Origin of the sequence: Pseudomonas sp. SK3(2021), from assembly GCF_016772375.1 — a bacterium.
GTDB lineage: Bacteria > Pseudomonadota > Gammaproteobacteria > Pseudomonadales > Pseudomonadaceae > Aquipseudomonas > Aquipseudomonas chlororaphis_I.
Genome location: NZ_CP061943.1, coordinates 4,988,138 through 5,012,511 on the forward strand (window position 1 = coordinate 4,988,138; position 24,374 = coordinate 5,012,511).

Annotated in this window: 23 protein-coding genes; 6 read left to right on the forward strand and 17 right to left on the reverse strand. The window is 61.7% G+C overall.

Annotation, left to right across the window (positions count from 1 at the left end; translation table 11 throughout):
• Positions 1-70 precede the first annotated feature (70 nt).
• Both IF690_RS21810 and ttcA read right to left on the reverse strand, forming a co-directional pair.
• Entirely contained in the window at positions 71-742 is a 672-nt protein-coding gene (locus IF690_RS21810) for a DNA-3-methyladenine glycosylase I (RefSeq protein ID WP_009045127.1), read from the reverse strand.
• A 76-nt stretch (positions 743-818) separates the two neighbouring features.
• A complete protein-coding gene (gene ttcA / locus IF690_RS21815) occupies positions 819-1,643 on the reverse strand; it encodes a tRNA 2-thiocytidine(32) synthetase TtcA (RefSeq protein WP_202697342.1) in 825 nt (274 codons plus the stop codon).
• 279 nt (positions 1,644-1,922) lie between these two features.
• On the opposite strand from ttcA, the gene IF690_RS21820 reads away from it, so the two are divergent.
• Positions 1,923-2,525 (forward strand): Yip1 family protein, encoded by a 603-nt coding sequence (locus IF690_RS21820; RefSeq protein WP_009050289.1) that lies wholly within the window; start codon positions 1,923-1,925, stop codon positions 2,523-2,525.
• A gap of 144 nt (positions 2,526-2,669) precedes the next feature.
• On the forward strand, positions 2,670-3,161 hold the full coding sequence (locus IF690_RS21825) for a SprT family zinc-dependent metalloprotease (RefSeq protein ID WP_007931787.1): 492 nt from the start codon (positions 2,670-2,672) through the stop codon (positions 3,159-3,161).
• Between the two features lie 8 nt (positions 3,162-3,169).
• Here IF690_RS21825 and IF690_RS21830 read toward each other — a convergent pair whose 3' ends face one another.
• Both IF690_RS21830 and IF690_RS21835 read right to left on the reverse strand, forming a co-directional pair.
• The gene (locus IF690_RS21830; protein ID WP_202697343.1) at positions 3,170-4,351 is read right to left on the reverse strand and encodes a CaiB/BaiF CoA transferase family protein; all 1,182 of its coding nucleotides are present in this window, start codon (positions 4,349-4,351) and stop codon (positions 3,170-3,172) included.
• 151 nt (positions 4,352-4,502) lie between these two features.
• A complete protein-coding gene (locus IF690_RS21835) occupies positions 4,503-5,837 on the reverse strand; it encodes a dicarboxylate/amino acid:cation symporter (RefSeq protein ID WP_009050291.1) in 1,335 nt (444 codons plus the stop codon).
• A 347-nt stretch (positions 5,838-6,184) separates the two neighbouring features.
• On the opposite strand from IF690_RS21835, the gene IF690_RS21840 reads away from it, so the two are divergent.
• Entirely contained in the window at positions 6,185-7,183 is a 999-nt protein-coding gene (locus tag IF690_RS21840) for an AraC family transcriptional regulator (RefSeq protein ID WP_202697344.1), read from the forward strand.
• Between the two features lie 9 nt (positions 7,184-7,192).
• Here the strand turns inward: IF690_RS21840 and IF690_RS21845 are convergent, their stop codons facing one another.
• The 3 genes from IF690_RS21845 to IF690_RS21855 form a co-directional block, all read right to left on the reverse strand.
• A complete protein-coding gene (locus IF690_RS21845) occupies positions 7,193-8,539 on the reverse strand; it encodes an ATP-binding protein (protein ID WP_202697345.1) in 1,347 nt (448 codons plus the stop codon).
• Positions 8,536-9,213, reverse strand: a complete 678-nt coding sequence (locus tag IF690_RS21850) for a response regulator (protein WP_202697346.1) — start codon at positions 9,211-9,213, stop codon at positions 8,536-8,538. Before IF690_RS21850 ends, IF690_RS21845 begins: the two co-directional genes overlap by 4 nt.
• A gap of 118 nt (positions 9,214-9,331) precedes the next feature.
• Positions 9,332-9,934, reverse strand: coding sequence for a hypothetical protein (locus tag IF690_RS21855; RefSeq protein ID WP_202697347.1), 603 nt, complete (start codon positions 9,932-9,934; stop codon positions 9,332-9,334).
• Positions 9,935-10,078: 144 nt separating this feature from the next.
• On the opposite strand from IF690_RS21855, the gene IF690_RS21860 reads away from it, so the two are divergent.
• On the forward strand, positions 10,079-10,870 hold the full coding sequence (locus IF690_RS21860) for a dienelactone hydrolase family protein (protein ID WP_202697348.1): 792 nt from the start codon (positions 10,079-10,081) through the stop codon (positions 10,868-10,870).
• Between the two features lie 102 nt (positions 10,871-10,972).
• The gene (locus tag IF690_RS21865) at positions 10,973-11,698 is read left to right on the forward strand and encodes a 4'-phosphopantetheinyl transferase family protein (protein WP_202697349.1); all 726 of its coding nucleotides are present in this window, start codon (positions 10,973-10,975) and stop codon (positions 11,696-11,698) included.
• Between the two features lie 27 nt (positions 11,699-11,725).
• On the opposite strand, the gene IF690_RS21870 is transcribed toward IF690_RS21865, so the two are convergent.
• The 3 genes from IF690_RS21870 to IF690_RS21880 form a co-directional block, all read right to left on the reverse strand.
• A complete protein-coding gene (locus IF690_RS21870; protein WP_202697350.1) occupies positions 11,726-13,336 on the reverse strand; it encodes an ATP-binding protein in 1,611 nt (536 codons plus the stop codon).
• Positions 13,333-14,058 (reverse strand): winged helix-turn-helix domain-containing protein, encoded by a 726-nt coding sequence (locus tag IF690_RS21875; protein ID WP_202697351.1) that lies wholly within the window; start codon positions 14,056-14,058, stop codon positions 13,333-13,335. The genes IF690_RS21870 and IF690_RS21875 overlap by 4 nt, the downstream gene beginning before the upstream one ends.
• 364 nt (positions 14,059-14,422) lie before the next feature.
• The gene (locus IF690_RS21880; protein ID WP_155274260.1) at positions 14,423-14,590 is read right to left on the reverse strand and encodes a hypothetical protein; all 168 of its coding nucleotides are present in this window, start codon (positions 14,588-14,590) and stop codon (positions 14,423-14,425) included.
• A gap of 199 nt (positions 14,591-14,789) precedes the next feature.
• On the opposite strand from IF690_RS21880, the gene IF690_RS21885 reads away from it, so the two are divergent.
• Complete coding sequence (locus IF690_RS21885) at positions 14,790-17,681, forward strand: ribonucleoside-diphosphate reductase subunit alpha (protein WP_202697352.1); 2,892 nt, start codon at positions 14,790-14,792, stop codon at positions 17,679-17,681.
• A gap of 302 nt (positions 17,682-17,983) precedes the next feature.
• Here IF690_RS21885 and flgE read toward each other — a convergent pair whose 3' ends face one another.
• The 7 genes from flgE to IF690_RS21920 all read right to left on the reverse strand — a co-directional run bounded on the left by flgE (position 17,984) and on the right by IF690_RS21920 (position 24,340).
• On the reverse strand, positions 17,984-19,309 hold the full coding sequence (gene flgE / locus IF690_RS21890; RefSeq protein ID WP_202697353.1) for a flagellar hook protein FlgE: 1,326 nt from the start codon (positions 19,307-19,309) through the stop codon (positions 17,984-17,986).
• Positions 19,310-19,339: 30 nt separating this feature from the next.
• Entirely contained in the window at positions 19,340-20,068 is a 729-nt protein-coding gene (gene flgD, locus IF690_RS21895; RefSeq protein ID WP_202697354.1) for a flagellar hook assembly protein FlgD, read from the reverse strand.
• A 15-nt stretch (positions 20,069-20,083) separates the two neighbouring features.
• A complete protein-coding gene (gene flgC / locus IF690_RS21900; RefSeq protein WP_009050301.1) occupies positions 20,084-20,527 on the reverse strand; it encodes a flagellar basal body rod protein FlgC in 444 nt (147 codons plus the stop codon).
• A gap of 3 nt (positions 20,528-20,530) precedes the next feature.
• A complete protein-coding gene (gene flgB, locus IF690_RS21905) occupies positions 20,531-20,938 on the reverse strand; it encodes a flagellar basal body rod protein FlgB (RefSeq protein ID WP_044464497.1) in 408 nt (135 codons plus the stop codon).
• Positions 20,939-21,400: 462 nt separating this feature from the next.
• Positions 21,401-22,426 carry an IS110 family RNA-guided transposase gene (locus IF690_RS21910; RefSeq protein ID WP_202696683.1) on the reverse strand — a complete coding sequence of 342 codons (1,026 nt, stop codon included), beginning with the start codon at positions 22,424-22,426 and terminating at the stop codon, positions 21,401-21,403.
• Between the two features lie 109 nt (positions 22,427-22,535).
• On the reverse strand, positions 22,536-23,363 hold the full coding sequence (cheR, locus tag IF690_RS21915; protein ID WP_009050303.1) for a protein-glutamate O-methyltransferase CheR: 828 nt from the start codon (positions 23,361-23,363) through the stop codon (positions 22,536-22,538).
• A gap of 44 nt (positions 23,364-23,407) precedes the next feature.
• Complete coding sequence (locus IF690_RS21920) at positions 23,408-24,340, reverse strand: chemotaxis protein CheV (protein WP_007921626.1); 933 nt, start codon at positions 24,338-24,340, stop codon at positions 23,408-23,410.
• Positions 24,341-24,374 lie beyond the last annotated feature (34 nt).

Genomic DNA, 24,374 nt, shown 5'->3' on the forward strand with positions numbered 1-24,374 from the left:
ATCGTGAGCAAGTTCGCTCCTACAAGACTTGCGTAGTTCCTGTAGGAGCGAGCTTGCTCGCGATAGGGTCCTAGTGGTTGACCGTATACGCCAGCATCATCGAGATCTGGCACAGCGGCCGGCCACTTTCGGCGTGCCACTGGTTGAAGGCGCCCTGCACGGTGGCCAGGTCCTTGAGGCTGCTGGGCACCTTGTCGATGATCTGCTGCGCATTCAGCGCCGCCACCACGTCATAGGTCGGCACGAAGGTGTCCTTGCCGACCATCCGCAGAAAGCGCGGGGCCGACAGGCCGCCCAACTGGTGACCGTGCTTGGCCAGGTACTTCCACAGGCCGACGATGTCGGTCACCGGCCAGTCGGCGATCAAGGCGCCGAAGCTGCCCTTCTCTTTTTCCACGTCGAGCACCATCTGCGCATTGCGCGGCACGCTCTTGAGCTTGCCCAGGTGGCGAATGATCCGCGTGTCCTGCATCAGCCGCTCGAGGTGCTCGGCGCCCATCAGTACCACTTTCTGCGGGTCGAAACCGAAGAACACCTCTTCGAAGGCCGGCCACTTGGCGTCCACCAGGCTGTGCTTCAAGCCGGCGCGAAACACCCGCAGGGCCAGGGTCGAGAGATAACGGTCATCGCTGATCTTGCGCAATTGCGCCGGGGTTTTCGGCACCGGCAGATGGGCTTCCAGCTCGGCCGCCGAACCGAAGCGGTTCAGACAGTATTCGTGCAGCCACTTGTAATCGCGCATGCCCTCTCCTAATGACGATAAAGAAACGGCGCTCAGAAGAGCGCCGTGATTCCACGATACCGAGCCGCGAAACGACTCAGAGGTTCACCACGTTGACGAAACGCGAGGCCGCGGTTTCGTCGATCTTCAGGCTGGTGAAGTCGAACAGGTTGCGGTCCGCCAGTTGCGACGGCACCACGTTCTGCAGGCCGCGGAAAATGCTTTCGGTACGGCCCGGGGTCTTGCGTTCCCATTCCTGGAGCATTTCCTTGACCACCTGGCGCTGCAGGTTTTCCTGGGAGCCGCAGAGGTTGCACGGGATGATCGGGAACTGCTTGAGGTCGGAATAGGCCTGGATATCCTTCTCGCTGCAATAGGCCAACGGGCGGATCACCACGTTGCGCCCGTCGTCGGCCCGCAGCTTGGGCGGCATGGCCTTGAGCGAACCGTTGTAGAACATGTTGAGAAAGAAGGTCTCGACGATATCGTCGCGATGGTGACCCAGGGCCATCTTGGTCGCGCCGATTTCGTCGGCGAAGGTGTACAGGGTGCCGCGACGCAGGCGCGAGCACAGCGAGCAGGTGGTCTTGCCTTCCGGGATCAGTTCCTTGACCACCGAGTAGGTGTCCTTCTCGACGATGTGGTACTCCACCCCCAGCGCCTCGAGGTAGGCCGGCAGCACGTGCTCGGGAAACCCGGGCTGCTTCTGGTCCATGTTCACGGCGACGATGTCGAACTTGATCGGTGCAACCTTCTGCAGGTGCATCAGCACGTCGAGCATGGTGTAGCTGTCCTTGCCGCCGGACAGGCAGACCATGACCTTGTCGCCGTCTTCGATCATGTTGAAGTCGGCGACCGCTTCCCCGGCCTGGCGACGCAGGCGTTTCTGCAGTTTGTTCTGGTTGACCGTAAGAGTGCCCATGGCGCTTGAAATCCGCGGTGTGTGACGAAAAGCCGGTCATTTTACGCAAAAACCGCGCGCGGGCGAAGCGTAGGGCGCCAGTCGACCGATCAAATCGCCGAATGCGATTACCAGCCGCGCCAACAGCGCGATTTGCTCTAACGCCTGCGCCTTTTGCAAGTCAGTCCTTTCTATACTGCGACATAAGGTCGCACACATATTCAGACCTTTACTTACTTGGCCGCTGGCCCGTAGGCGCTCCGTTGGGGGGCGATGGCAACAACAAAGGAGTGACTGACTATGATTCATCATGTCGTGGGACTCTTCACCCACCCCGATCAGGAATGGCGAGAAATACGTGGCGACGAAGAGGAAAGCATCAGCCACATGTACCTCACCCACACGCTGATTCTCGCGGCGATTCCGGCGATTTCGGCCTTTATCGGCACCACCCAGGTCGGTTGGGTCATCGGCAATCGAGCGCCGGTCATGCTGACCATGGAAAGCGCGCTGTGGATGACCATCATGTCCTACCTGGCGATGCTCGGCGGGGTCGCGGTCATGGGCGCCTTCGTCCACTGGATGGCCCGCACCTATGACGCCAGCCCGAGCCTGGCGCGCTGCATCGCGTTCGCCACCTATACCGCGACGCCCCTGTTCATCGGCGGCCTGGCAGCGCTGTATCCGCACATGTGGCTCGGCATGATCGTCGGCACGGCCGCCATCAGCTACACCGTCTACCTGCTGTATGTCGGGTTGCCGACCTTCATGAATATTCCCTCTGACGAAGGTTTCCTGTTCTCAAGCTCCGTACTGGCCGTTGGGCTGGTGGTGCTGGTCGCGATCATGGCGTTCACCGTGATCGTCTGGGGTCTTGGCGTCGGCCCCGTTTACACCAACTGACGCCGCTCAAAAAACAAATACAATCTGCCAACACAGGCCGCCGCAAGGCGGCCTTCTAATCTGCACAACGACCATTCAGCGCCTGGACGATTCGGAATGCATCAGCTTTGCGGCATACTCACTCGCTCTGGAGAGCCGTTAAGCATGCCCGAGCAACTCAATACCCGCGTCGAAGACTGTTTCCAACTCGCTGAATCCTTTTTCAAACGACCTTTCAAACGCCCGGTGGTCAGCCTCAAGTTGCGTGGCCAGAAAGCCGGTGTCGCCCACCTGCACGAGAACCTGCTGCGCTTCAACCCACAGCTGTACCGGGAAAACACCGAAGACTTCCTCAAGCAGACCGTGGCCCATGAAGTCGCGCACCTGATCGCCCACCAACTGTTCGGCGAGCGCATCCAGCCCCACGGCGAAGAATGGCAGCTGATCATGCGCGGGGTGTACGAACTGCCGCCCAATCGCTGCCACACCTACGAGATCCAGCGCCGTAGCGTGACCCGCTACATCTATCGCTGCCCCTGCGACAACGATTTCCCGTTTTCCGCCCAGCGCCATCGCCTGGTCGCCCAGGGCCGGCGTTATCTGTGCCGGCGTTGCCGGCACACCCTGGTGTTCAGCGGCGAGATGCGGGTCGAGTGAGCCCGGCCCTAGAGGATGACCCGGCCCTGGCGTAGTTCAGCGATGCGCTGCGCGCTGTAACCCAGCTCGGCCAGCACCTGGTCACTATCCGCGCCCAGCTGCGCCCCGATATGCCGCGGCTCCGGCAGCCCCTGGGAGAACTTCAACGGACAGGCCATCTGTGCCTGGTAGCTGCCATCGCCACGCGGCACCTGGCTGACCATCTGCCGTGCCTGCAACTGCGGATGCGCCACCGCCTCCGCCAGGCCCAGCACCGGTTCCACACAGGCGTCGACCCCGGCAAACAACTCGCAGAGCTCGGCGAAATCGTGTTTCTCGAACTCGACCTGCAAGGCCTGCTTGAGCGCCTGCTGTTGCTGCGGCTGCGGTGACAGCCCCTGGGCCGCCAGCTCCGGACGCCCCAGGGCCTTGCACAGCGCCTGCATGAACGGTGGCTCCAGGCTGCCCACCGACAGCCAGCGGCCATCCCGACTGCGGTAATAGTCATAGAAGCTGCCGCCATTGAGCACCTGCTGCTCCGCCGCGGGTTCGATCCCGCACGCCAGGTAGCCGGCCCCGGCCATGGCGTTCAGGCTGAACACGCAGTCGGTCATGCTCACGTCCAGCTGCTGCCCCAGGCCGCTGTGCTGACGGGCAATCACCGCCGCCAGCAGGCCGATGACCCCATGCAGCGAACCTCCGGCGATATCCGCTGCCTGGATGCCCAGGGGCAGCGGCCCGCTGCCCTTGCGCCCGGTGTAGCTGGCCAGGCCCGCCAGGGCCAGGTAATTGATGTCGTGGCCGGCGCGCTCCCGGTATGGGCCGGTCTGGCCGTAACCGGTGATCGAGACATAGATCAGCTTCGGATTGAGCGCCTTCAACGCCTCGTAGCCCAGCCCCAGGCGCTCCATCACCCCGGGGCGGAACTGCTCCAGCACGATGTCGTACTCCAGCACCAGTTGGCGGATCACCTCCAGCGCCTCGGGCTGCTTGAGGTCCAGCGCCAGGCTGCGTTTATTGCGATTGAGGTAGGCATGGCTGGCGGAAACGCCCTGATCGTGGGGCGGCAGCACCCGCAGCAGGTCCATGCGGGTCGGCGACTCGATGCGCAGTACCTCGGCGCCCATGTCCGCCAGCAGCAAGGAGGCGAACGGCCCCGGCAGCAGCGTGGAGAAATCCAATACCTTGAGTGACGCCAGTGGCCCTTGCATGAGCACTCTCCCTTGCCGATTGACTGCCCACAGAGTAGGCAGCGCCTCAAGGCCCGGCAATCACCGCAAGCGCCACCCGGGCTGACCGTTGCGCTCAAACCCCGGGCATGAAAAAACCCGCCGGAGCGGGTTTTTCATCGATGCGGTGAAGTTACTTCACGGTCGTCGGGGTCGGGCCTTCGGCAACGCCCAGGTCGTCTTCTTCACGGGTGTCGCTGATAGCACGACCACCGGAAGCCAGTTCGGCCTGCAACTGGTCTTCGTCCAGCTCCTTGACCCACTTGGCTACCACTACGGTGGCTACTGCGTTACCTACCAGGTTAGTCAGCGCACGGGCTTCGGACATGAAGCGGTCGATACCCAGGATCAGCGCCAGGCCGGCCACTGGCAGGTGGCCCACGGCCGACAGGGTTGCCGCCAGCACGATGAAGCCGCTACCGGTCACGCCCGCAGCCCCTTTGGAAGACAGCAGCAGCACCAGCAGCAGGGTGATCTGGTGAGTGATGTCCATGTGGGTGTCGGTCGCCTGGGCGATGAACACGGCCGCCATGGTCAGGTAGATCGAGGTACCGTCGAGGTTGAAGGAGTAACCGGTCGGGATCACCAGACCCACTACCGATTTCTTCGCGCCCAGGCGTTCCATCTTGATCAGCATGCGTGGCAGGGCCGATTCCGACGAGGAAGTGCCCAGTACGATCAGCAGCTCTTCACGGATGTAGCGGATCAGCTTCAGTACGCTGAAACCGTGAGCGCGGCAGATGGCGCCCAGCACCACCAGCACGAACAGCACGCAAGTGATGTAGAAGCAGATCATCAGCTGGCCCAGTTGCACCAGCGAACCCACGCCGTAGGCGCCGATGGTGAAGGCCATGGCTCCCAGCGCGCCGATCGGCGCGAGCTTCATGATCATGTTGATGATGTTGAACATCACGTGGGCGAAGCGATCGATGAAGTCCAGCACCGGCTTGCCGTAGGCACCCAGGCGGTGCAGGGCGAAACCGAAGATCACCGAGAACATCAGCACTTGCAGGATATCGCCGTTGGCGAAGGCGCCGACGATGGTGTTCGGAATGACGTTGAGGATGAAGCCGACGATGCTCTGGTCTTTGCCGGCGGTGACGTAGGCCGCCACTTTCGAGGCATCCAGGGTGGACACATCGATGTGCATGCCGTTGCCTGGCTGCACGACGTTGACCACGACCAGGCCGATCAGCAGGGCGATGGTCGAAACGATTTCAAAGTACAGCAGCGCATAGCCACCGGTCTTGCCCACCGATTTCATGTTCTGCATGCCAGCGATACCACTGACGACGGTACAGAAGATGATGGGCGCGATGACCATCTTGATCAGTTTGATGAACCCGTCACCCAGCGGCTTCAGGGCCACACCGGTCTGCGGGTAGAAGTGACCGAGCAGGATGCCGATAGCGATGGCAACGATCACCTGGAAATACAGGGATTTGTACAGTGGCTGACGAGTCGTCATTGCAAAGTTCCTCAAGAGCACCGTTGCACACCATCCATCGATGCACACGACGCCTAAAGTGCGAACCCTCCTGCACTGGAGGGATTTGTTGTGTAGAGCTGCGGGGGAACACCTTTCGCTGCTCCCTTCTCCCCGATCGCTATCGCAAAGCCCGTGCCAGCTTGCCGAAAAACCCTGAAGGCCTTTGGACATCAGGGCTCGCGCTCGCCCTTGGTTATCCAGCCCCCGGGCGAAGTGGCGGATTTCCGCCCATCGCCCGCCGCTCGTCCTACAATTTGGCGGATATCCGCCTTGCCCAGCCGCTGGCGGCTGTTAACATCCGCCACTTAACGGATGGATCAACCTTCATGCGCGAACGCACCATCGCCAGTCATTTCGCCCGTGCCGCCCTGGGCGGGGCCCGTCGGCGCGGCTACGACTATTCGGAGTTGCTGCAGACCCTGGGCATCAGCCTCGAATTGCTGAACGAACCCAAGGCCCGTATCGCCCCCGAGCAGTTCGCCAGCCTGCTGCAACAGCTCTGGCAAGTCCTGGATGACGAGTACCTGGGGTTCGGCGACGGCCCGAGCAAGCGCGGCACCTTCGCCATGATGTGCCACGCCCTGATCCACTGCAGCAACCTGGAGAAGGCCTTGCAGCGCGGACTGCTGTTTTATAGCCTGTTCCCCCAGGCGCCGCGGCTGAGCCTGACGCGCGAAGGGGACATGACCCGCCTGAGCCTGGACGACGCCGCGCTATGGGACCCGGACCACTTCCTCAGCGAGAGCCTGCTGGTGATCTGGCATCGCCTGGGCAGTTGGCTGATCGGCCAGCGTATCCGCCTCGAACAAGCCTGTTTCAGCTACCCGAAACCCGAGCACGGCAACGAATACGACCTGCTGTTCCCCTGCCCCCTGGTGTTTTCCCGCGACTGCAGCAGCCTGCTGTTCCACAGCCGCTACCTGAGCATGCCGCTGCTGCAGGACGAACGAACCCTCAAGCACTTTCTCGAGCGTTCCCCCGCCGACCTGCTGGCCCGTCCGGACGACGGCGACAGCCTGAGCAGCCAGCTGCGCCGCCTGCTCAGCCGCGACAGCAGCCATTGGCCGGACCTGGAAAGCATCGCTCAGCACCTGCACATCAGCCCGCAGACCCTGCGCCGGCACTTGCGCGAAGAAGGCACGAGCTTTCAGGAATTGAAGGATCAGTTGCGGCGCGATATCGCCATCTACCATCTGCGTCGGGCCGACCTGTCATTGCAACAGATCGCCGAGCAGACCGGCTTTTCCGAGCCATCGGCCTTTCACCGCGCGTTCAAGAAGTGGACCGGGCTGACGCCGGGCGCCTACCGCGCCCAGGAAACCTGAGCGCGCCGGTCAAATCGCCAGGAAGTGAATGCGGAACGCCGCCCCGCCCAGGGTGGAATCCCCCAGGGTCAGCTGGGCGCCGTAGCTGTCGATGATGTCCTTGACCACCGCCAGGCCGATCCCCTGCCCCGGATGCTGGCGATCCAGCCGTTCGCCACGCTGGAGAATCCGCGCCCGCTGGTCAGGCGGCACACCCGGCCCGTCGTCCTCGACACACAACTGCGCGCCGTGGAGGTCTTGGCGGACACTGATGCGCACTTCGCTCAGGCACAGGCGGTAGGCGTTCTCCAGCAGGTTGCCCAGCAGCTCGAGCAAGGCCCCATGCTCGATCGGCACATAGCAGCGCTCCGGCAGGTCGAACGAGACCCGCACCTGTTTGTCGCGATAGACCTTGTCCAGGGTGTCGCACAGGCTTTTCAGCACCGGACGCAGACGCACCTGGTGACGCACCAGGCCGCTCTTGCGCAGGCTGGCGCGTTGCAGCTGGTAGCTGATCTGCTGGCTCATGCGTTCGATCTGGGTCTGCAGCACCCAGGCCTGCTCACGGTCCTGCGGGCGCAAGGCCATGTCCTCGCTGACCCCTTGCAACACCGTCAACGGGGTCTTCAGGCTGTGGGCCAGGTCGTCCAGGGAGTCGCGATAACGGCTGCGTTGCTCGCGCTCGCTGTGCAACAGGCGGTTCAACGAACCGGTCAGGCGCAACAGCTCGCGCGGATGTTCTTCGCTGAGGCTTTCCCGCGCACCGCTTTCGATTTCGTCCAGCTCCTGGCTCAGCCGGCGCAAGGCCTGCAGGCCCCAGGTCAGGCCGAGCCAGAGCAGCGCCAGGAGCACCAGCAACGCGGCGCCGAAACCGAGATAGAGGTTTTCCCGCACCCCTTCCAGAGTCAGTTGGTATTCACGCACCGGCTGCAAGGCGACGATACTGAATGCCGCGCTTTTACCGCCAAGCAGCTTGACCTCGACGTCGTAGACGAAAAACTCCTGGCCGTTGGCTTCGCGGATACGCGCGAACTCATTGCCGCGGCCGTCATAACGCGGCTTGTAGTTGATGTTCTCTTCCTGGGTCGCCTTGGAACGCCAGACCAGCCGCCCCTCCCGGTCATAGATGTAGCCCAGGAGGCGGCTGTCGGTCAGGTTGAAGCGCTCGTCCGGCAGTTGCGCCGGCATTTGCAGGCGATTGTTCTCGACCCGGGCCGCCGAGATCAGCGTGGTCACGTCGGAAGCCAGGCGCTGCTCGATGGAGTCCTGCAGCGCCAGGCTGAACGCGCCTTGCATGGCCGGCAACAACGCCAGCATGAACAGCACCGCCAGTGTCGTGGCCGCCAGCATCAGGCGCAGGCGTAACGATCGAATCATCGGCAGCGCTCGTTGAACAGATAACCCAGGCCACGCACGGTATCGATGGGTTTGAAGCCCGACGGGGCCTCCAGCTTGCGCCGCAGGCGGCCGACCAGCACCTCGATCACGTTCGGATCGCGCTCGTCATCGTCCGGATACAGCTGTTCCATCAAGCGGTCCTTGGCCACCACCTGCTGATGGTGGCGCATGAGGTACTCGAGAATCCGGTACTCGTAGGCGGTCAGCGCCAGCGGCTGTTCGTCGAGCGAGGCCTGCTTGCGATTCAGGTCGAGCAACAGCGGGCCGGCGATGATGGTCGACTGGGTGAACCCGCTGGAGCGGCGCAGCAGCGCATTCAGGCGCGCATCCAGTTCCTCGAACTGGAAAGGCTTGACCACATAGTCGTCGGCGCCGGCGGCCAGCCCCTCGACCTTGTCCTGCCAGTTGCCGCGAGCCGTCAGGATCAGGATCGGAAACGTCTTGCCCCGCGAACGCAGCTGGCGGATCAGGTCCAGCCCGCCCATGCCCGGCAGGCCCAGGTCGATCACCGCCAGATCATGGTTGAACTGCTCGGTCTGATACAACGCCTCCTCGGCATTGGCCACGGACTCGACCACATGGCCGCTGTCCGTGAGGCGGGTTTGCAAGTGATGGCGCAGCAGCGCCTCATCTTCAACGACGAGCAGTTTCATACAGCTCTCCCAGGCAAAATTCGACATCTCCAAGGGCGCTCAGGCGCCCTGATCGTATATATGGCAACGCCGGATCTTGCCTTGGCAGATCCGGCGCGGTCAGAACCAGGACGGAATTTTAGAAAGCGTAGTTGGCCGACAGGTACGTCTGGGCGCTGCTGGTCAGGCTCAGCGACCCCTGCTTGCCGCCACTGCGCTCGCTCATCTCGGTGCTGGCATTGCTGCGCAGGTAACGGTAACCCAGTTCGACCGACGTGTTCTGTGAAACCTGCTGCAGGACACCGGCCTGCACGCCGACGGCATAACCGATATCGCTGTCGCGGCTGAAGCCTGGGGAATCCTGGGTCAGCTTGGTCAGGCCCGCGGTACCGCCGCCGAACAGCTTGGTGCTGCTGGTCACTGGCAGGAACACATCGTAGCTGCCGAGCAGGTTTTCCTGGCGCAGTTTAATGCCATTGTGGGAACCGGAGACATTGTCGTAGGTGGCGTAGTAGCGGTGCTGGTCATTCTGCTGCCCCAGGCGTACGCCCCAGGTGTTGTCCTTGCCGATCACGCCGTCGGCGTTCGGGTTGTTCAGGTTGCTGTTGAGCAGGCTGGATTTCTTGACCTTGTCGCTGGTCTGGCCGTAGGTAAGGCTGGCGAAGTTGCTGTCGGCGGCCTGGACGACAGCGCTGGCGCCGAGAACAGTGAAGGCCAGGATCATCTTCTTGAAAGTAGTCATGGGGGTGTTTCCTCATTCGCTATGTGTTTTTGGGTACGGGGCCAGACTACCGACCCCGCCCTGAACTCCCCCTGAACACACTCTGAACCTCGGCTGAATCAAATCGACTAGGCTGTCTGGCAGTCTTTTAAAGGAGAACGGACTATGCGCGCGCTTTTTGCTTGCTTGTTGTTGACCTTCTGCGCAATGAGCCAGGCGGCCATCAAGACCCAGGAAATTCCCTACCAGAGTCCCGACGGTACCCGGCTCATTGGCTACTACGCCTATGACGACAGCCTGCAAGGGCCACGTCCCGGCGTTGTGGTGGTGCATGAATGGTGGGGCCTGAACGACTACGCCAAACGCCGGGCCCGGGATCTGGCGGCCTTGGGCTACAGCGCCCTGTCCATCGATATGTACGGCGACGGCAAGAACACCGAACACCCGAAAGACGCCATGGCCTTCATGCAGGCCGCCTCCAAAGACAGTGCCACCGCCAGCGCGCGCTTCAAGGCCGGGCTCGACCTGCTAAAGCAACAGCCACAAACCGACCCGGACAAGCTGGCCGCGATCGGCTACTGCTTCGGCGGCAAAGTGGTGCTGGACGCGGCGCGCCAGGGCCTGCCCCTGCTCGGTGTGGTGAGCTTCCATGGCGCCCTGGTCACCAACACCCCAGCCACCCCGGGCAGCGTCAAGGCGAAAATCCTGGTGGAGCACGGCGCCCTCGACAGCATGGTCACCGCCGATAACGTCAACGCCTTCAAGGCAGAAATGGACAAGGCCGGCGCCGACTACCAGTTCGTCAACCTCGAGGGTGCCAAGCACAGCTTCAGCAATCCGGATGCCGACCGCATGAGCCACGGCGAACATGGCGGGCTGGACATCGGCTACAACAAGGCCGCCGATGAACGCTCATGGGCGGATATGCAAGCGCTCTTCAAGAAGCTGTTCGGCTGACCCGTATCGACCGCCCCGGAACTCCAGCTCCCGGGGCGGCGGCCTCAAGGCCGACGGTTGCCAGGCTACCCTCCGGCCTTACAACCCGGCAAAATGCCTGGCATGAATCTCATCCCTACCCTTCCCGCCTGCTGTACCCCACTCGACGACCAGTGGCCGCTGCCCGATGCCCTGCCGGACAGCGTCCTGCTCAGCACCCACTTCGATGCTTCGCGCCTGGCCAGCAACGACTTCCAGCTCAGCGCCATCGAGCCGCCCGCGAGCATTCAACGTTCGGTGGCGAAAAGACAGGCCGAGTTTCTCGCCGGTCGCTTCTGCGCTCGCGCCGCCCTGCAACGCCTGGACGGCCTGGACTGCATTCCGCCCATCGGCGAGGACCGGGCGCCGGTCTGGCCGGCACACATCTGCGGCTCGATCACCCATAGCACCGGGCGTGCCGCGGCGATCGTCGCGCGCAAGGAGCATTGGCGCGGGCTGGGCATGGACCTGGAGAACCTGCTCAACAGCGAACGGGCGGAGCGCCTGGCGGGAGAAATCCTCATCCCGGCCGAAATGCAGCGCATGGCGGCCGCCCCCCGCGAGCAACTGGCGCTCTGGGTCACCCTGACCTTTTCGGTGAAGGAAAGCCTGTTCAAGGCGTTGTACCCGATCGTCCAGCAGCGCTTCTATTTCGAACACGCCGAAGTACTGGAGTGGACAGCCAGCGGCCAGGTCCGCCTGCGCCTGCTGACCGACCTGTCCAGCGAATGGCGCAGTGGCAGTGAACTGGACGCGCAGTACGCCCTGCAGGATGGGCAACTGCTGAGCCTGGTCAGCATCCGGGCTTGATGCCCGGACGAACCTGAGGCCAGGCCCTCAACCTTTATCCTGGTGCCGTGGCCAGCTCAGGCTGAAGCAGGCGCCACCGAGGGTCTTGCTCCTGCTGATCAACGCCCGGCCGTCGTGCCAGTGAATGATCCGCCGCACGATCGACAAACCCAGGCCGTGACCGCCCGAAGCGCGGGTGCGGCTGTCATCCAGGCGCAGGAACGGGGTGAAGATCCGCTCCCAGGCGCTTTCCGGAACCCCCGGGCCATCGTCCTCGACGTCGACCCGACAGCGCAGCTGCCCCACCTGGTAACTGACCAGCACCTGGGACTCGGCGTGGCGCATGGCGTTGCTCACCAGGTTCTGCAACGCCCGATGCAGGTAGCGCGGCTCGGCCTCGACCCAGGCGCCATCGCAATCCGCGGCGGACAGGCACGAGCCACGCTGCACCTTGACCTGCGCCCGCAACGGCGCCAACTCGCTGATCACCTGGTTGATCAACGCGTCCAGGTCGATGCGCTGGAAATTCAGCGCCGGCGAACCCTGCTCCAGCCGCGCATAGGTGAGCATTTCGTCCACCAGCCGGTCGAGGTCCTGGATATCGTTGTCCATGCCCTCCATGTACTTGTCCCGGGCCTGGGGGGTCGTCGCCGAGCCGATCATCTCCAGGCCGAAGCGCAGGCGCGCCACCGGCGTGCGCAACTCGTGGGAGACCGCGCGCACCAGTTCGCGCTGGATCGCCAGCAAGCGCTGCAAGTGCTCGGCCATGCCGTTGAAGGCCGCCGCCAGCCGCCCCACCGAGTCGGCGCCACCGGCCGGCACCCGGGCTTCCAGGCTGCCCTTGGCAATGCGCGTGGCCGCCGATTCCAGGCCACGCAAGCGTCGCTCCAACTGGCGCACCAATAAATAGACGATCAGGCCGATCAGGCTCAGGCCCAACACCGCGATCAACACCAGCCACTGCGGCGGGTAGGGATTCATCTGGTACAGCGGGCCGATTTCCAGCACCCAGGGCGTGCCCACCATCCCCGCGAACACGCGGATCGAATCGCCGCCCTTGCCCAGGGCCATCACCGTGTCGCCCTCGGCAACCCGGCGACGCTGGTCCTCGTCCATGTCCGCGTCGTCCTGGGTGACCAGGTGCATGTCGAAGCCAAAGCCCTTGTCCTTTTTCAACGCCGCCAGCCGCTCCGGCTGCTCGGCCACCGGAAAGCGCACCAGCTCGTCGGCCAACAGATAGATAGTCGCCCGCGCCAACTGTTCGCTGATCTGCTGCACCTCGCCGGTCAACAGCAGTTGTTCCGGCTCGCTGACCAGGCGATAGACCCGCGCCGCGTAAGGCCCGGTCTGCTCCACCAGGGCCTGGCCGCGCAGCACGCGGTTGCGCTGCCCGAGGTCGAGACCGGTCTGGGTGAAGGTTTTCAGGGTCAGCGGAATGCCCAACAAGCGCTCCCATACTGCCAGGGCACGGCGGCGCTCGATTTCACTCATGGGTTGCAGGTTCTCGGCCATCAGCGAGAACGTGCCGTGGGCCAGGCGCTCGCGGTATTGCTCGCTGCGCACCTGGTTGAGCAGGTGCAGCGCCAGCACGCCCAACAGCGCCACCAGAACCAGCGCGGCGCACATGCCGCCGTAGATGCGCAGGAATATGGAGTTCACGGCGACAGTTCGGCAGCGGCTTCGGGAACGAACAGATAACCCTTGCTGCGGATGGTCTTGATCAGCCGCGGGTGTTCCGGGTCGTCGCCGATTTTCGGACGGATCCGTGAAATGCGCACATCGATGGAGCGGTCCTGGCCGTCATAGCCGATACCGCGCAGGGCGGTGAAGATTTCCTCGCGGGACAGAATGCGCCCGGCGTTGGCCACCAGCAGCCAGAGCAGGTCGAACTCGGCGCTGGTCAACTCGATACCGGCATCGTGCAACCAGGCTTCGCGCAAGGCGCTGTCCACCACCAGCGGACCGAATTGCAGGCGTCGGGACTTCTCCGGCGCGGCGCCGTCCACGGGTTCGCTGCGCCGCAGCAGGGCCTGGATCCTGGCCAGCAACAGGCGCGGACGGACCGGCTTGCACACGTAATCGTCGGCGCCGGTGTCCAGCCCCAGTACCTGGTCCATGTCGTCGGTACGCGCGGTCAGCATCAGGATCGGCCCGTCGTAACGATCGCGGACCTTGCGGCAAATGCTCAGGCCATCCTCCCCGGGCAGCATCAGGTCGAGGATCACCAGGTCGGGTTGTTCGGCAATGATCCGCGCCGCGGCCAGGGCGCCATTGCCCTCGATGGCGACGCGCAGTCCGTTGCTCTGCAGATATTCACAGGTCAACTCGGCCAGTCGCTGATCGTCCTCGACGATCAATATCTGCCACGCTTCTTGCTCCACGGTGACCTCTGCTTGCCAGATACGGGCTCCGGAAGAATCCGCCCGTCTTTTTGTAATGTGAGATGGATAAAACGATGCATCGAAGGCCCGATTGTAGCAACGGCAAAGGCCGTGAACACAAGGCGCTGAATGCGCTCGGTAAAGGCGTTTTTTTGTGATAGGGTTCGCGCCCGCAAAAATCCGCCCCGGGCAGTTTTGCAGGGTAAAAAACAGTGACAAACGGTAGGATCCAGCCCTGCTGCGGCCTGCGTGAGGTTTACTCGCTTCATACACAATTTACGCACAACCTTATCCACAGGCTGTACATTGCAATCCCCCCCAAAAACGCATTATCTTGTAGCTCGGCCGCGAAAAAACCCTATATCTAGGGTTTCAGGCCAAAAACCAAACACAAATCAGACAAGAAACTCAAGCGCTTTTCTTGCACTCGTTTGGTGGAACCAATCGGATTTTCAGAAGCCAAACCGCGCGTGCGGATGGCTGCGGTTTTCCAGCCCACGGCGAGGAAAACGGTACGGGTGTTGCAGTACATGACTGTCACCCACCAGGAATACGGTCACGAGCCACTGGCTCGCGACCTATGACTTCGGCATGGAAGCGGCGCCAACAGCCCCCCTTCCTGAACTGTCCCGAAGTCGTTATGCCCGGCGTGCGCCGGTTGTAGTGCTTCAGGACGGAACGGTGGGCACCCAAAGGGTGCCCAAACAAACATAGAGAACGTGGAGACACCCATGCAAACCGACACAACTCGCGAGAACCCGCAGGCCAAAGCGCCGCAGGCTGCCGATTCCAATCTGGATCTGTCTGCCACCGCGCCTGGCCAACTGCGAGTGATCAAGCGTAACGGCACTGTCGTTCCTTACACCGATGACAAAATCACCGTCGCCATCACCAAAGCGTTTCTCGCAGTTGAAGGCGGCACCGCTGCCGCTTCGTCGCGAATCCACGACACCGTCGCTCGCCTGACCGAGCAGGTCACCGCCACCTTCAAGCGTCGCATGCCTTCGGGCGGCACCATCCACATCGAAGAAATCCAGGACCAGGTCGAGCTGGCCCTGATGCGTGCCGGCGAGCAGAAAGTTGCCCGCGACTACGTGATCTACCGTGACTCGCGCGCCAAGGAGCGCGCCACCCGCAGCCCGAGCGAAGAGCCGGTGCAGGCTCACCCGTCGATCCGTGTCACCCGCACCGACGGCAGCTTCGCGCCTCTGGACATGGGTCGCCTGAACACCATCGTCACCGAAGCCTGCGAAGGCCTGGAAGAAGTCGACGGCGACCTGATCCAGCGCGAAACCCTGAAGAACCTCTACGACGGCGTAGCGCTCAAGGATGTCAACACCGCCCTGGTGATGACCGCCCGTACCCTGGTAGAGCGCGAGCCGAACTACTCGTTCGTGACCGCCCGCCTGCTGATGGACACCCTGCGCGCCGAAGGCCTGAGCTTCCTGGAAGTGGCCGAGAGCGCCACTCACCACGAGATGGCCGACCTGTACGCCAAGGCATTGCCAGCCTACGTCGCCAAAGGTATCGAGTTCGAACTGCTGAACCCTGTGCTGGCCGACTTCGACCTGGAAAAACTCGGCAAGGCGATCAACCACGAGCGCGACCAGCAGTTCACCTACCTGGGCCTGCAGACCCTGTACGATCGCTACTTCATCCACAAGGACGGCGTGCGTTTCGAACTGCCGCAGATTTTCTTCATGCGCGTGGCCATGGGCCTGGCGATCGAAGAAAAGCAGAAAGAAGACCGTGCCATCGAGTTCTACAACCTGCTGTCGTCCTTCGACTACATGGCTTCGACTCCGACCCTGTTCAACGCCGGTACCCTGCGTCCGCAGCTGTCGAGCTGCTACCTGACCACCGTCCCGGACGACCTGTCGGGCATCTACGGCGCCATCCACGACAACGCCATGCTGTCGAAATTCGCCGGCGGCCTGGGCAACGACTGGACTCCGGTGCGTGCGCTGGGCTCCTACATCAAGGGCACCAACGGCAAGTCCCAGGGCGTCGTGCCGTTCCTGAAAGTGGTGAACGACACTGCCGTAGCCGTGAACCAGGGTGGCAAGCGCAAAGGCGCTGTGTGTGCCTACCTGGAAACCTGGCACATGGACATCGAAGAGTTCATCGAGCTGCGCAAGAACACCGGTGACGATCGTCGTCGTACCCACGACATGAACACCGCCAACTGGATCCCTGACCTGTTCATGAAGCGCGTCTTCGATGACGGCAAGTGGACCCTGTTCTCGCCATCGGAAGTGCCGGACCTGCACGACCTGACCGGCAAGGCCTTCGAAGAGCGCTACGAGTACTACGAAGCCCTGTGCGAATACGGCAAGATCAAGCTGTTCAAGACCATCCAGGCCAAAGACCTGTGGCGCAAGATGCTGTCCATGCTGTTCGAAACCGGCCACCCTTGGCTGACCTTCAAGGACCCGTGCAACCTGCGCAGCCCGCAACAGCACGTGGGCGTGGTACACAGCTCGAACCTGTGCACCGAGATCACCTTGAACACCAACAAGGACGAGATCGCCGTTTGCAACCTGGGCTCGATCAACCTGCCGAACCACATCGTCGACGGCAAGCTGGACACCGCCAAGCTGCAACGCACCGTGAACACCGCCGTGCGCATGCTCGATAACGTGATCGACATCAACTACTACTCGGTACCGCAGGCGAAGAACTCCAACTTCAAGCACCGTCCGGTCGGCCTGGGGATCATGGGCTTCCAGGACGCGCTGTACCTGCAGCACATCCCTTATGGTTCCGAGGCTGCCGTCGAATTCGCCGACAAGTCCATGGAAGCGGTGAGCTTCTACGCGATCCAGGCTTCCTGCGACTTGGCCGACGAGCGTGGCGCCTACGAGACGTTCCAGGGTTCGCTGTGGTCCAAAGGCATCCTGCCGCTGGATTCGCAACAGATCCTGATCGAAGCCCGTGGCCAGAAGTACATCGATGTCGACCTGAACGAAAGCCTGGACTGGGCACCAGTGCGCGCCCGTGTGCAGAAAGGTATTCGTAACTCCAACATCATGGCCATCGCGCCGACCGCGACCATCGCCAACATCACCGGCGTGTCGCAGTCGATCGAACCGACCTACCAGAACCTGTATGTGAAATCGAACCTGTCGGGCGAATTCACCGTGATCAACCCGTACCTGGTTCGCGACCTCAAGGCTCGTGGCCTGTGGGACTCGGTCATGATCAACGACCTGAAGTACTACGACGGTTCCGTGCAGCAGATCGAGCGCATCCCGCAAGAACTCAAGGAGCTCTACGCGACTGCCTTCGAAGTGGAAACCAAGTGGATCGTCGACGCCGCCAGCCGTCGCCAGAAGTGGATCGACCAGGCTCAATCGCTGAACCTCTACATCGCCGGCGCCTCGGGCAAGAAGCTCGACGTGACCTACCGCATGGCCTGGTACCGTGGCCTGAAAACCACTTACTACCTCCGTGCCCTGGCCGCGACCAGCACCGAGAAGTCGACCATCAACACCGGCAAGCTGAACGCGGTTTCCGCCGGCGGCAACCACGGTGACGACTCGGTCCTGGCAGCTCCGGCCGGCCCTGCTCCAGTGCCGAAGGCTTGCGCCATCGACGAGCCGGATTGCGAAGCTTGCCAATAAGCTGAGCCGATAGGCGCCTCCCCGGCGCTTATCCGAACCCCCGACAGGCCCTGCCTGCCGGGGGTTTTCTTTTGCCTGGGAAAAAACCGCCCGATCCATCCTCCGCAGCCGCGACGGGCCCGCGAAGTTGCTCCCGAACACAACCCGCCGCCTCGGCAGCGGCTACCCCCTACCTGTGCGTCATGACTCACGCGAGCAAGCTTCGCTCCTTATCTGAAGCGAGCCGCGGTCGATGAAACTTGCTGGCACAAAAAAGCCCCTGCGGAGAGGGGCTTTTTTCAAGCGCTGTCAGCCAGCCATTATCAGGTCATCTGAATAATGGTCTGCATGATGGTGCTCTGGGTGGAGATGGTCTTGGCGTTCGCCTGGTAGTTGCTCTGGGCCTTGATCAGGTCCACGAGTTCGTTGGTCAGGTTGACGTTCGACTCTTCCAGGGAGTTGGACACGATCGAACCCAGGGTGCCGGTTTGTGGAGCATCGTAGCCCGGTACGCCCGAAGCGTAGGTTTCTCTCCAGCTGGTGCCGCCTACCGGCTGCAGGCCTTGTTCGTTGGTGAAGCTGGCCAGGGAGATCTGCCCGATCGCCTTGTTCTGGCTGTTGCTGAAGTTGGCGAACAGGGTACCGGTGCCGTCGATGGTCAGGTTGGTGATCTGGCCAGTGGCATAGCCGTCCTGCACCGGCAGCGAACGCGCGGTATCGGCGTTGAACTGAGTGGTGCTGGTCATGGAGATGGTCACGCCGCCGGCATTGGCGCTGGCACCGTTGGCCGCCCACACACCATTGGTCACGGTGCCTGGCACCCAACCCGCCAGGGTCAGGTTGTTGCCCGGATTAGGTGTAACGGCAGGCGGTGTGATGACCGAAACCAGTTTGCCGGCGGAGTCGAAAGTCATGGTCGATGCGACTGGAGCCGTAGCGCCGGTGGTGGTCGGAGCGGAGCCATCGAGGTTACGACCATCGACCAGGGTGTAGGTCTTCCAGGTGTTGGCCCCGGTTTTCACCATGTACTGGTCCAGCTTGTGCTCGTTGCCCTGGCTGTCATAGATCGGTGTGCTGAACTGCTTGGTGTAGGTTTCCACCTTGGTCGGATCGAAGGCAAAACCTGTCACGCTCTGGTCGATGACCGGCGCGGTGGAGTCCAGGTTGATGGTCGAGGACACCGAGCTGGTGGCCTTCGGCGACAGGTTCGAAGTGTCGATGCGCAGGTCGGTCAGCACGCCGTTGACGATCTTGCCGTTGGCATCGACCGCATAGCCTTGCAGGCGGGCGGTGCCATCGGTGTTGGTGATGTAGCCGTCCTTGTCGGTCTTGAAGGTACCGGCGCGGGTGTAGGTCAGCGAGCCGTTGTCGCTCAGCACGAAGAAGCCCGAACCCTGGATACCCATGTCCAGTACGTTGCCGGTGTTGTTCACGTCGCCCTGGCCGAACTGCTGGGAAACGTTGGCCAGGCGCACGCCGTTACCCACAGTCTTGCTGCCGGTGCCCAGCTTGGTGGCCGAGTAAACATCTGCGAATTCGGCACGGGACGATTTGAAGCCGGCGGTCGCCACGTTGGCGATGTTGTTGCCGGTCACATCCAGTTGCTTGTTGGCAGCATAGAGACCGCTAAGGCCGATATTAAAAGACATATTCCACTCCTTGTGCCGCGTTAATCGGCTCTAGATACCAATGGTTTGAACTTTGGAGAGCGCCACGGGGCTGCTCAACCCTGCGAGGTTCAACATCAGCTCACCGCCGGTCTGGCTGATGGTGACGCTGTTGACCGTCGCAGGCAGGTAGGTGACCAGGTCGGTCCCCTTGCCATCGATCGTTGTGCTGGCCTTGAAGGTGTAATTACCCGGATCGGCCTTGGTGCCGTCGGTCTTGGTACCGTCCCAGACAAAACTGGTGCTGCCGGCCTTCTGACTGCCCAGGTCGAGGGTCTTGACCGCCTTGCCATCCTTGTCGGTGATGGTCACGGTGACGCCGCTGACGCCGGTAGGCACAGTCACCGAACCGGTCATGCTCTTGGTGGTGTCGACCTGGGTGGTACCGGTCTGGACGATCACCGAACGCCCCACCAGGGACGAAGCCTGCAGGGCCTGGGACGACTTGTAGTTGCCGGTGATGGAATTCACCGAGGTATTGAGGGTGGTGATCCCTTCCAGGGTGGAGAACTGCGCCAACTGGGCAACGAACTCGCTGTTGTCCTGTGGATCCAGCGGGTTCTGGTTTTTCAGCTGGGTCACCAGCAGCTTCAGGAACGCGTCCTTGCCCAGCTCATTTTTTCCCTTGACGCTGTTGGTGGCCGCCGCCAGGCCGTCATTGCTGGTAGTCGGGGTCTTCTTCGAGGAGTTCGCAAGGATCTCCTTGAGCGTCAGGCCACTGGTGCTATCGGAAACACTCATCTGAGTCGCCTCTTATCACTGACCGAGGGTCAGGACCTTCTGCATCATGGTTTTGGCGGTGTTCATCATTTCCGCGTTGGTCTGGAACGAGCGACTGGCGGAAATCATGTCGGCCATTTCTTCCACCACATTGACGTTCGGGTAATAGACATACCCCTTGGCGTCGGCAGCCGGATGGTTAGGCTCGTAACGCGCCTCGAGGTTGCTCTGGTCCTCGACCACACCCAGCACCTGAACGCCCTGACCGGCCGCATCCTGGTTCTGGAACAGCGACTGGCTGCCACCGCTTTGCGCGCCCTGGAACATGGTGGCGAACACCGGGTGGCGCGCACGATAGGTCTGGTCGATGCTCGAGGAGACTGTCTCGGCGTTGGCGATGTTACTGGCGACGGTGTTCAAGCGAGTGGTCTGGGCACTCATGCCACTACCGGCAATATTGAAAACACTGGCGAGGGACATGGATTACTCTCCGCGCAGGGCTGACACCAGCCCTTTGAATTTGCTGTTGAGCAGCGTGAAGCTGGCCTGGAAGTTCACCGAGTTCTCGGCGTAGTTCGACTGTTCCAGTTGGGCATCCACGGTGTTCTGGTCGATCGATGGCTGCATCGGCGTGCGGTACAGCAGCGATTCGTCGCCGCTGCTCAGGCCTTCAGCTTCGATGTGCCGGCTGTTGGTCATGTTCAGGGCAAAGGTACCGTTCTTGGCTTTCTCGTTCTGCTCGGCGAGCACGGCGGAGAAGTCCAGATCCCGAGCCTTGTAGTTCGGGGTGTCGGCGTTGGCGATGTTGTTGGCCAGCACCTCGGCACGCTTGGCGCGAAAACCAAGGGCTTGTTCATGAATGCCGAGCGCTTTATCGAAGCTGATGCTCATGTCGGGAAACCTTCGACCAGATTTTTCGTAAGCAGGACATAGCAAGCCGCGTGCCAAGTGCTCGAAGCCCGTAAACCAAGGCTTTGCGGGCAGCGGCAAAGCGGCAATGCCAGAAAAGCGGCAAGGCATTTCCGCGAAACGTCAGCAAAGCGGCAATGCCGCTATTGCCGCCCTGCGCGCAGAAGGAATCGCGGGCACAAAAAAATCTATGGTCACCCCCGTTTTTGCAATACTGATTAATGGGTGAAGTGGTTGGCTTGCTTAAATCTATCCGGCGTCTGTTTGGGGGCATGCCCCGCGCCACGATGAGAGTCGCGCCTGACGATCCTGAAAAATGCCGCGGCTTCTGAAGCCGATTTTTGTGCCAGGTTCTTCGTCAGGCCGGTGGGCCGTTCACGTCATCCGTTGTTCAGCTATCGCAAAACCTGAAGGGTGCTTCGTGGTGCTGCAACAACCGCAGGGTCAGGCGCTCAGCGCGCCTGGCCCTGCTTCATACTGCGTATGGTGGGCCGCTAGCGCCCACGCGATCCGCGCCAGCTTGTTAGCCAAAGCACAGGCCACCACGTTCGAGTGGCGTCGCGTCAGCATTGAGCGTACCCAGTCGGCCAAACGGCCGCGCTGGTAGTCCAGCCTTTGCAGGTAGACCCGCGCACACTGCACCAGTAATTGCCGCAGGTGCTTGTCACCGCGCTTGCTGATGCCGAGCAAATTCGCCTTGCCACCGGTGCTGTACTGTCTGGGCACCAGACCCACAGATGCTGCGAAGTCGCGACTGCACTTGTACTGCTGGCCGTCGCCCATTTCCACCGCCAGCAGGCTGGCGGTGATCGGCCCGACACACGGCAGGCTCAGCAGGCGACTGCCCAGATCATCGGCGGCCAGCTGGCCTGCCAGCTCTTTATCCAGTTCCTTGACCTGCTCATCCAGGTAAGCGAAGTGATCGTGCAGGCGTTGCAACTGCCCGGTGAGCCGAACCGGCAACTCATGCTCGGCCAAGATACTCGCCAAACGTTTCATGATCGCCAGACCTTTGGGCAGGCTGATACCAAACTCCAGCAGGAAACCGTGCATCTGATTGGCGGCTTTGGTGCGGTCGTGCACCAGCGATTCGCGCAGGCGGTGCAGAACGGAAAGGGTCTGCTGCGCCTCGGTTTTAGGCGTAACAAAGCGCATCGATGGGCGCGAGGCCGCTTCGCAAATGGCCTCGGCGTCGACGAAGTCGTTTTTGTTGCCCTTGACGAAGGGCCGGACGAACTGCGGAGAAATCAGTTTGGCCTGATGCCCCATGGCGATCAGCTGACGAGCGACAAAATGCGCGCCGGCACATGCCTCCATCACCACGGTGCAAGCCGGCAGATTGCCGAAGAACTGCATCATCTGTGGACGCGAGAGCTTCTTGTGAAACACCTCTCGGCCCGCAGTGTCCTGGCCGTGCAGGTGGAAACTGTGCTTGCCGAGATCGATTCCGATCAGCGCTGACTCGCTCATGAGGATGGCCTCCGAAAACAAAACACCCTGCGAAAGCGTAGCCCTCGCAGGGTGTGGGGGTGACCATCTCATTAAGGCCCGAAGGCCTCTCTTTTCATCAGCGACAATCTTACTTCGCCTGGTAAATGATCCCAGGGCTGCACTGGACCATCTGATAATGGTCGGGCAATCCATTGAGCGCCTCGGACGCCCCAAGAAACAGATAACCGCCCGGCTTCAGGGTGCTGTGAATGCGCATCAGGATGTCCTTCTTCACCTCGGCGGAGAAGTAGATAAGCACATTGCGGCAGAACACCACGTCGAACTTGCCCAGGCTGGCATAGCTGTCCAGCAGGTTGAACGAGCGGAACTCGACACGGCTCTTGATCGGTGCCTTGACCACCCAGCGCCCCGGCCCCTTGGGATCGAAATAGCGCTGCAGGCGATCGGCAGACAAACCGCGACCGATCGCCAGGCTGTCGTACTCGCCGGTCTTGCAGTTGTTCAACATGGTCCCGGACAGGTCGGTGGCAACGATCTGCACCCCCATCTTCAATTGCCCCATGTTGGCCTTCTCGAACTCGTCGATCGACATGGACAACGAATAGGGTTCCTGACCCGAGGAACAGGCCGCCGACCAGATGCGCAAGCGCTGGTTGGGGCTGGCCTTGATCGCCTCCGGCAGGACCTTGTTCTTCAACACCTCGAATGGATAGGTATCACGAAACCACAGGGTTTCGTTGGTGGTCATGGCGTCGACCACCATCTCTCGCAAACCGCTGCGCGGCTGGCTCTGGATACGCTGAACCAGCTCCCCAAGGGATTTGATGCCTTGCTGTTCCATCAGTTTGTTGAGACGGCTCGACACCAGATATTGCTTGTTCTCGCCCAGCAAGATCCCACAGGCTTTTTCCAGGAACACCCGGAACTGTTCGAAATCCAAATTACCCGTAGACAATGATGCCGCCTCTTAAATCGTGTGACCGCCAGGGATCGATATCCCTAGCTGTTATCTGCTGCTTTGATCCGGTCGACAACCCGGGATGCCAGGTCATCAGGACGAAACTTGGCAAGGAAGTCATCGGCACCGACCTTCTTCACCATCGCCTGATTGAATACACCTGACAACGAAGTATGCAGGATGATGTGCAGCTTTTGCATGCGTGGATCGTTGCGTATTTCGGCCGTGAGGGTGTAGCCGTCCATCTCCGGCATCTCGATGTCGGAGATCATCATCAGAAACTCTTCTTCAGGTTTCTTGCCCTCGTCGACCAGCTTGCGCAGGTAATCCAGCGCCTGTCGGCCGTCGTTCAGGGCCACCACTTCGACCCCCACGGTCTGCAGGCAACGCGTGACCTGCTTGCGCGCCACCGACGAGTCATCGACCGTCAGCACCCGCAGCGAAACCGCCTTGTGCTGAGTCTCGACATCCACCACGCCCACCGAAATCGTCTCGGGTGTCGGCGCGACCTCGGCCAGCACCTTCTCGACGTCGATGATTTCCACCAACTGATTGTCGACCCGCGTCACCGCCGTCAGGTAGTGATCGCGCCCCGTCCCCTTGGGTGGCGGATGGATCTCCTCCCAGTTCATGTTGACGATGCGCTCGACCGACCGCACCAGAAACCCCTGGGTCTTGGTGTTGTACTCAGTGATGATGACAAACGGGTTGCTCAGATCCTGCAATCCGCCTGAACCGGTGGCCATCGCCAGGTCCAGGATCGGAATGGTCGCCCCTCGAATATTCGCGACTCCGCACACCACAGGACTGGATTTGGGCATCAACGTCAGCTTGGGGCATTGCAGCACCTCCCGAACCTTGAACACGTTGATCCCATAGAGCTGCTGCCCGTCAAGACGGAACAACAACAGCTCAAGGCGATTCTGCCCTACCAGTTGCGTGCGCTGGTTCACCGAATCCATTACACCAGCCATGCCCAGACTCCCCAAAGCTCAAGATCCGACGCGC

What these genes read in the sequence shown, in the direction of transcription:
- IF690_RS21865 (WP_202697349.1), top strand. Translation starts at nt 10,973, where the DNA reads ATGAATCTCATCCCTACCCTTCCCGCCTGCTGTACCCCACTCGACGAC.
- IF690_RS21855 (WP_202697347.1), bottom strand. Translation starts at nt 9,934, where the DNA reads ATGACTACTTTCAAGAAGATGATCCTGGCCTTCACTGTTCTCGGCGCC.
- IF690_RS21860 (WP_202697348.1), top strand. Translation starts at nt 10,079, where the DNA reads ATGCGCGCGCTTTTTGCTTGCTTGTTGTTGACCTTCTGCGCAATGAGC.
- IF690_RS21830 (WP_202697343.1), bottom strand. Translation starts at nt 4,351, where the DNA reads ATGCAAGGGCCACTGGCGTCACTCAAGGTATTGGATTTCTCCACGCTG.
- IF690_RS21885 (WP_202697352.1), top strand. Translation starts at nt 14,790, where the DNA reads ATGCAAACCGACACAACTCGCGAGAACCCGCAGGCCAAAGCGCCGCAG.
- flgE (WP_202697353.1), bottom strand. Translation starts at nt 19,309, where the DNA reads ATGTCTTTTAATATCGGCCTTAGCGGTCTCTATGCTGCCAACAAGCAA.
- IF690_RS21845 (WP_202697345.1), bottom strand. Translation starts at nt 8,539, where the DNA reads ATGATTCGATCGTTACGCCTGCGCCTGATGCTGGCGGCCACGACACTG.
- IF690_RS21835 (WP_009050291.1), bottom strand. Translation starts at nt 5,837, where the DNA reads ATGACGACTCGTCAGCCACTGTACAAATCCCTGTATTTCCAGGTGATC.
- ttcA (WP_202697342.1), bottom strand. Translation starts at nt 1,643, where the DNA reads ATGGGCACTCTTACGGTCAACCAGAACAAACTGCAGAAACGCCTGCGT.
- flgD (WP_202697354.1), bottom strand. Translation starts at nt 20,068, where the DNA reads ATGAGTGTTTCCGATAGCACCAGTGGCCTGACGCTCAAGGAGATCCTT.
- flgC (WP_009050301.1), bottom strand. Translation starts at nt 20,527, where the DNA reads ATGTCCCTCGCCAGTGTTTTCAATATTGCCGGTAGTGGCATGAGTGCC.
- IF690_RS21810 (WP_009045127.1), bottom strand. Translation starts at nt 742, where the DNA reads ATGCGCGATTACAAGTGGCTGCACGAATACTGTCTGAACCGCTTCGGT.
- IF690_RS21820 (WP_009050289.1), top strand. Translation starts at nt 1,923, where the DNA reads ATGATTCATCATGTCGTGGGACTCTTCACCCACCCCGATCAGGAATGG.
- IF690_RS21920 (WP_007921626.1), bottom strand. Translation starts at nt 24,340, where the DNA reads ATGGCTGGTGTAATGGATTCGGTGAACCAGCGCACGCAACTGGTAGGG.
- flgB (WP_044464497.1), bottom strand. Translation starts at nt 20,938, where the DNA reads ATGAGCATCAGCTTCGATAAAGCGCTCGGCATTCATGAACAAGCCCTT.
- IF690_RS21850 (WP_202697346.1), bottom strand. Translation starts at nt 9,213, where the DNA reads ATGAAACTGCTCGTCGTTGAAGATGAGGCGCTGCTGCGCCATCACTTG.
- IF690_RS21910 (WP_202696683.1), bottom strand. Translation starts at nt 22,426, where the DNA reads ATGAGCGAGTCAGCGCTGATCGGAATCGATCTCGGCAAGCACAGTTTC.
- IF690_RS21840 (WP_202697344.1), top strand. Translation starts at nt 6,185, where the DNA reads ATGCGCGAACGCACCATCGCCAGTCATTTCGCCCGTGCCGCCCTGGGC.
- IF690_RS21880 (WP_155274260.1), bottom strand. Translation starts at nt 14,590, where the DNA reads ATGTACTGCAACACCCGTACCGTTTTCCTCGCCGTGGGCTGGAAAACC.
- IF690_RS21825 (WP_007931787.1), top strand. Translation starts at nt 2,670, where the DNA reads ATGCCCGAGCAACTCAATACCCGCGTCGAAGACTGTTTCCAACTCGCT.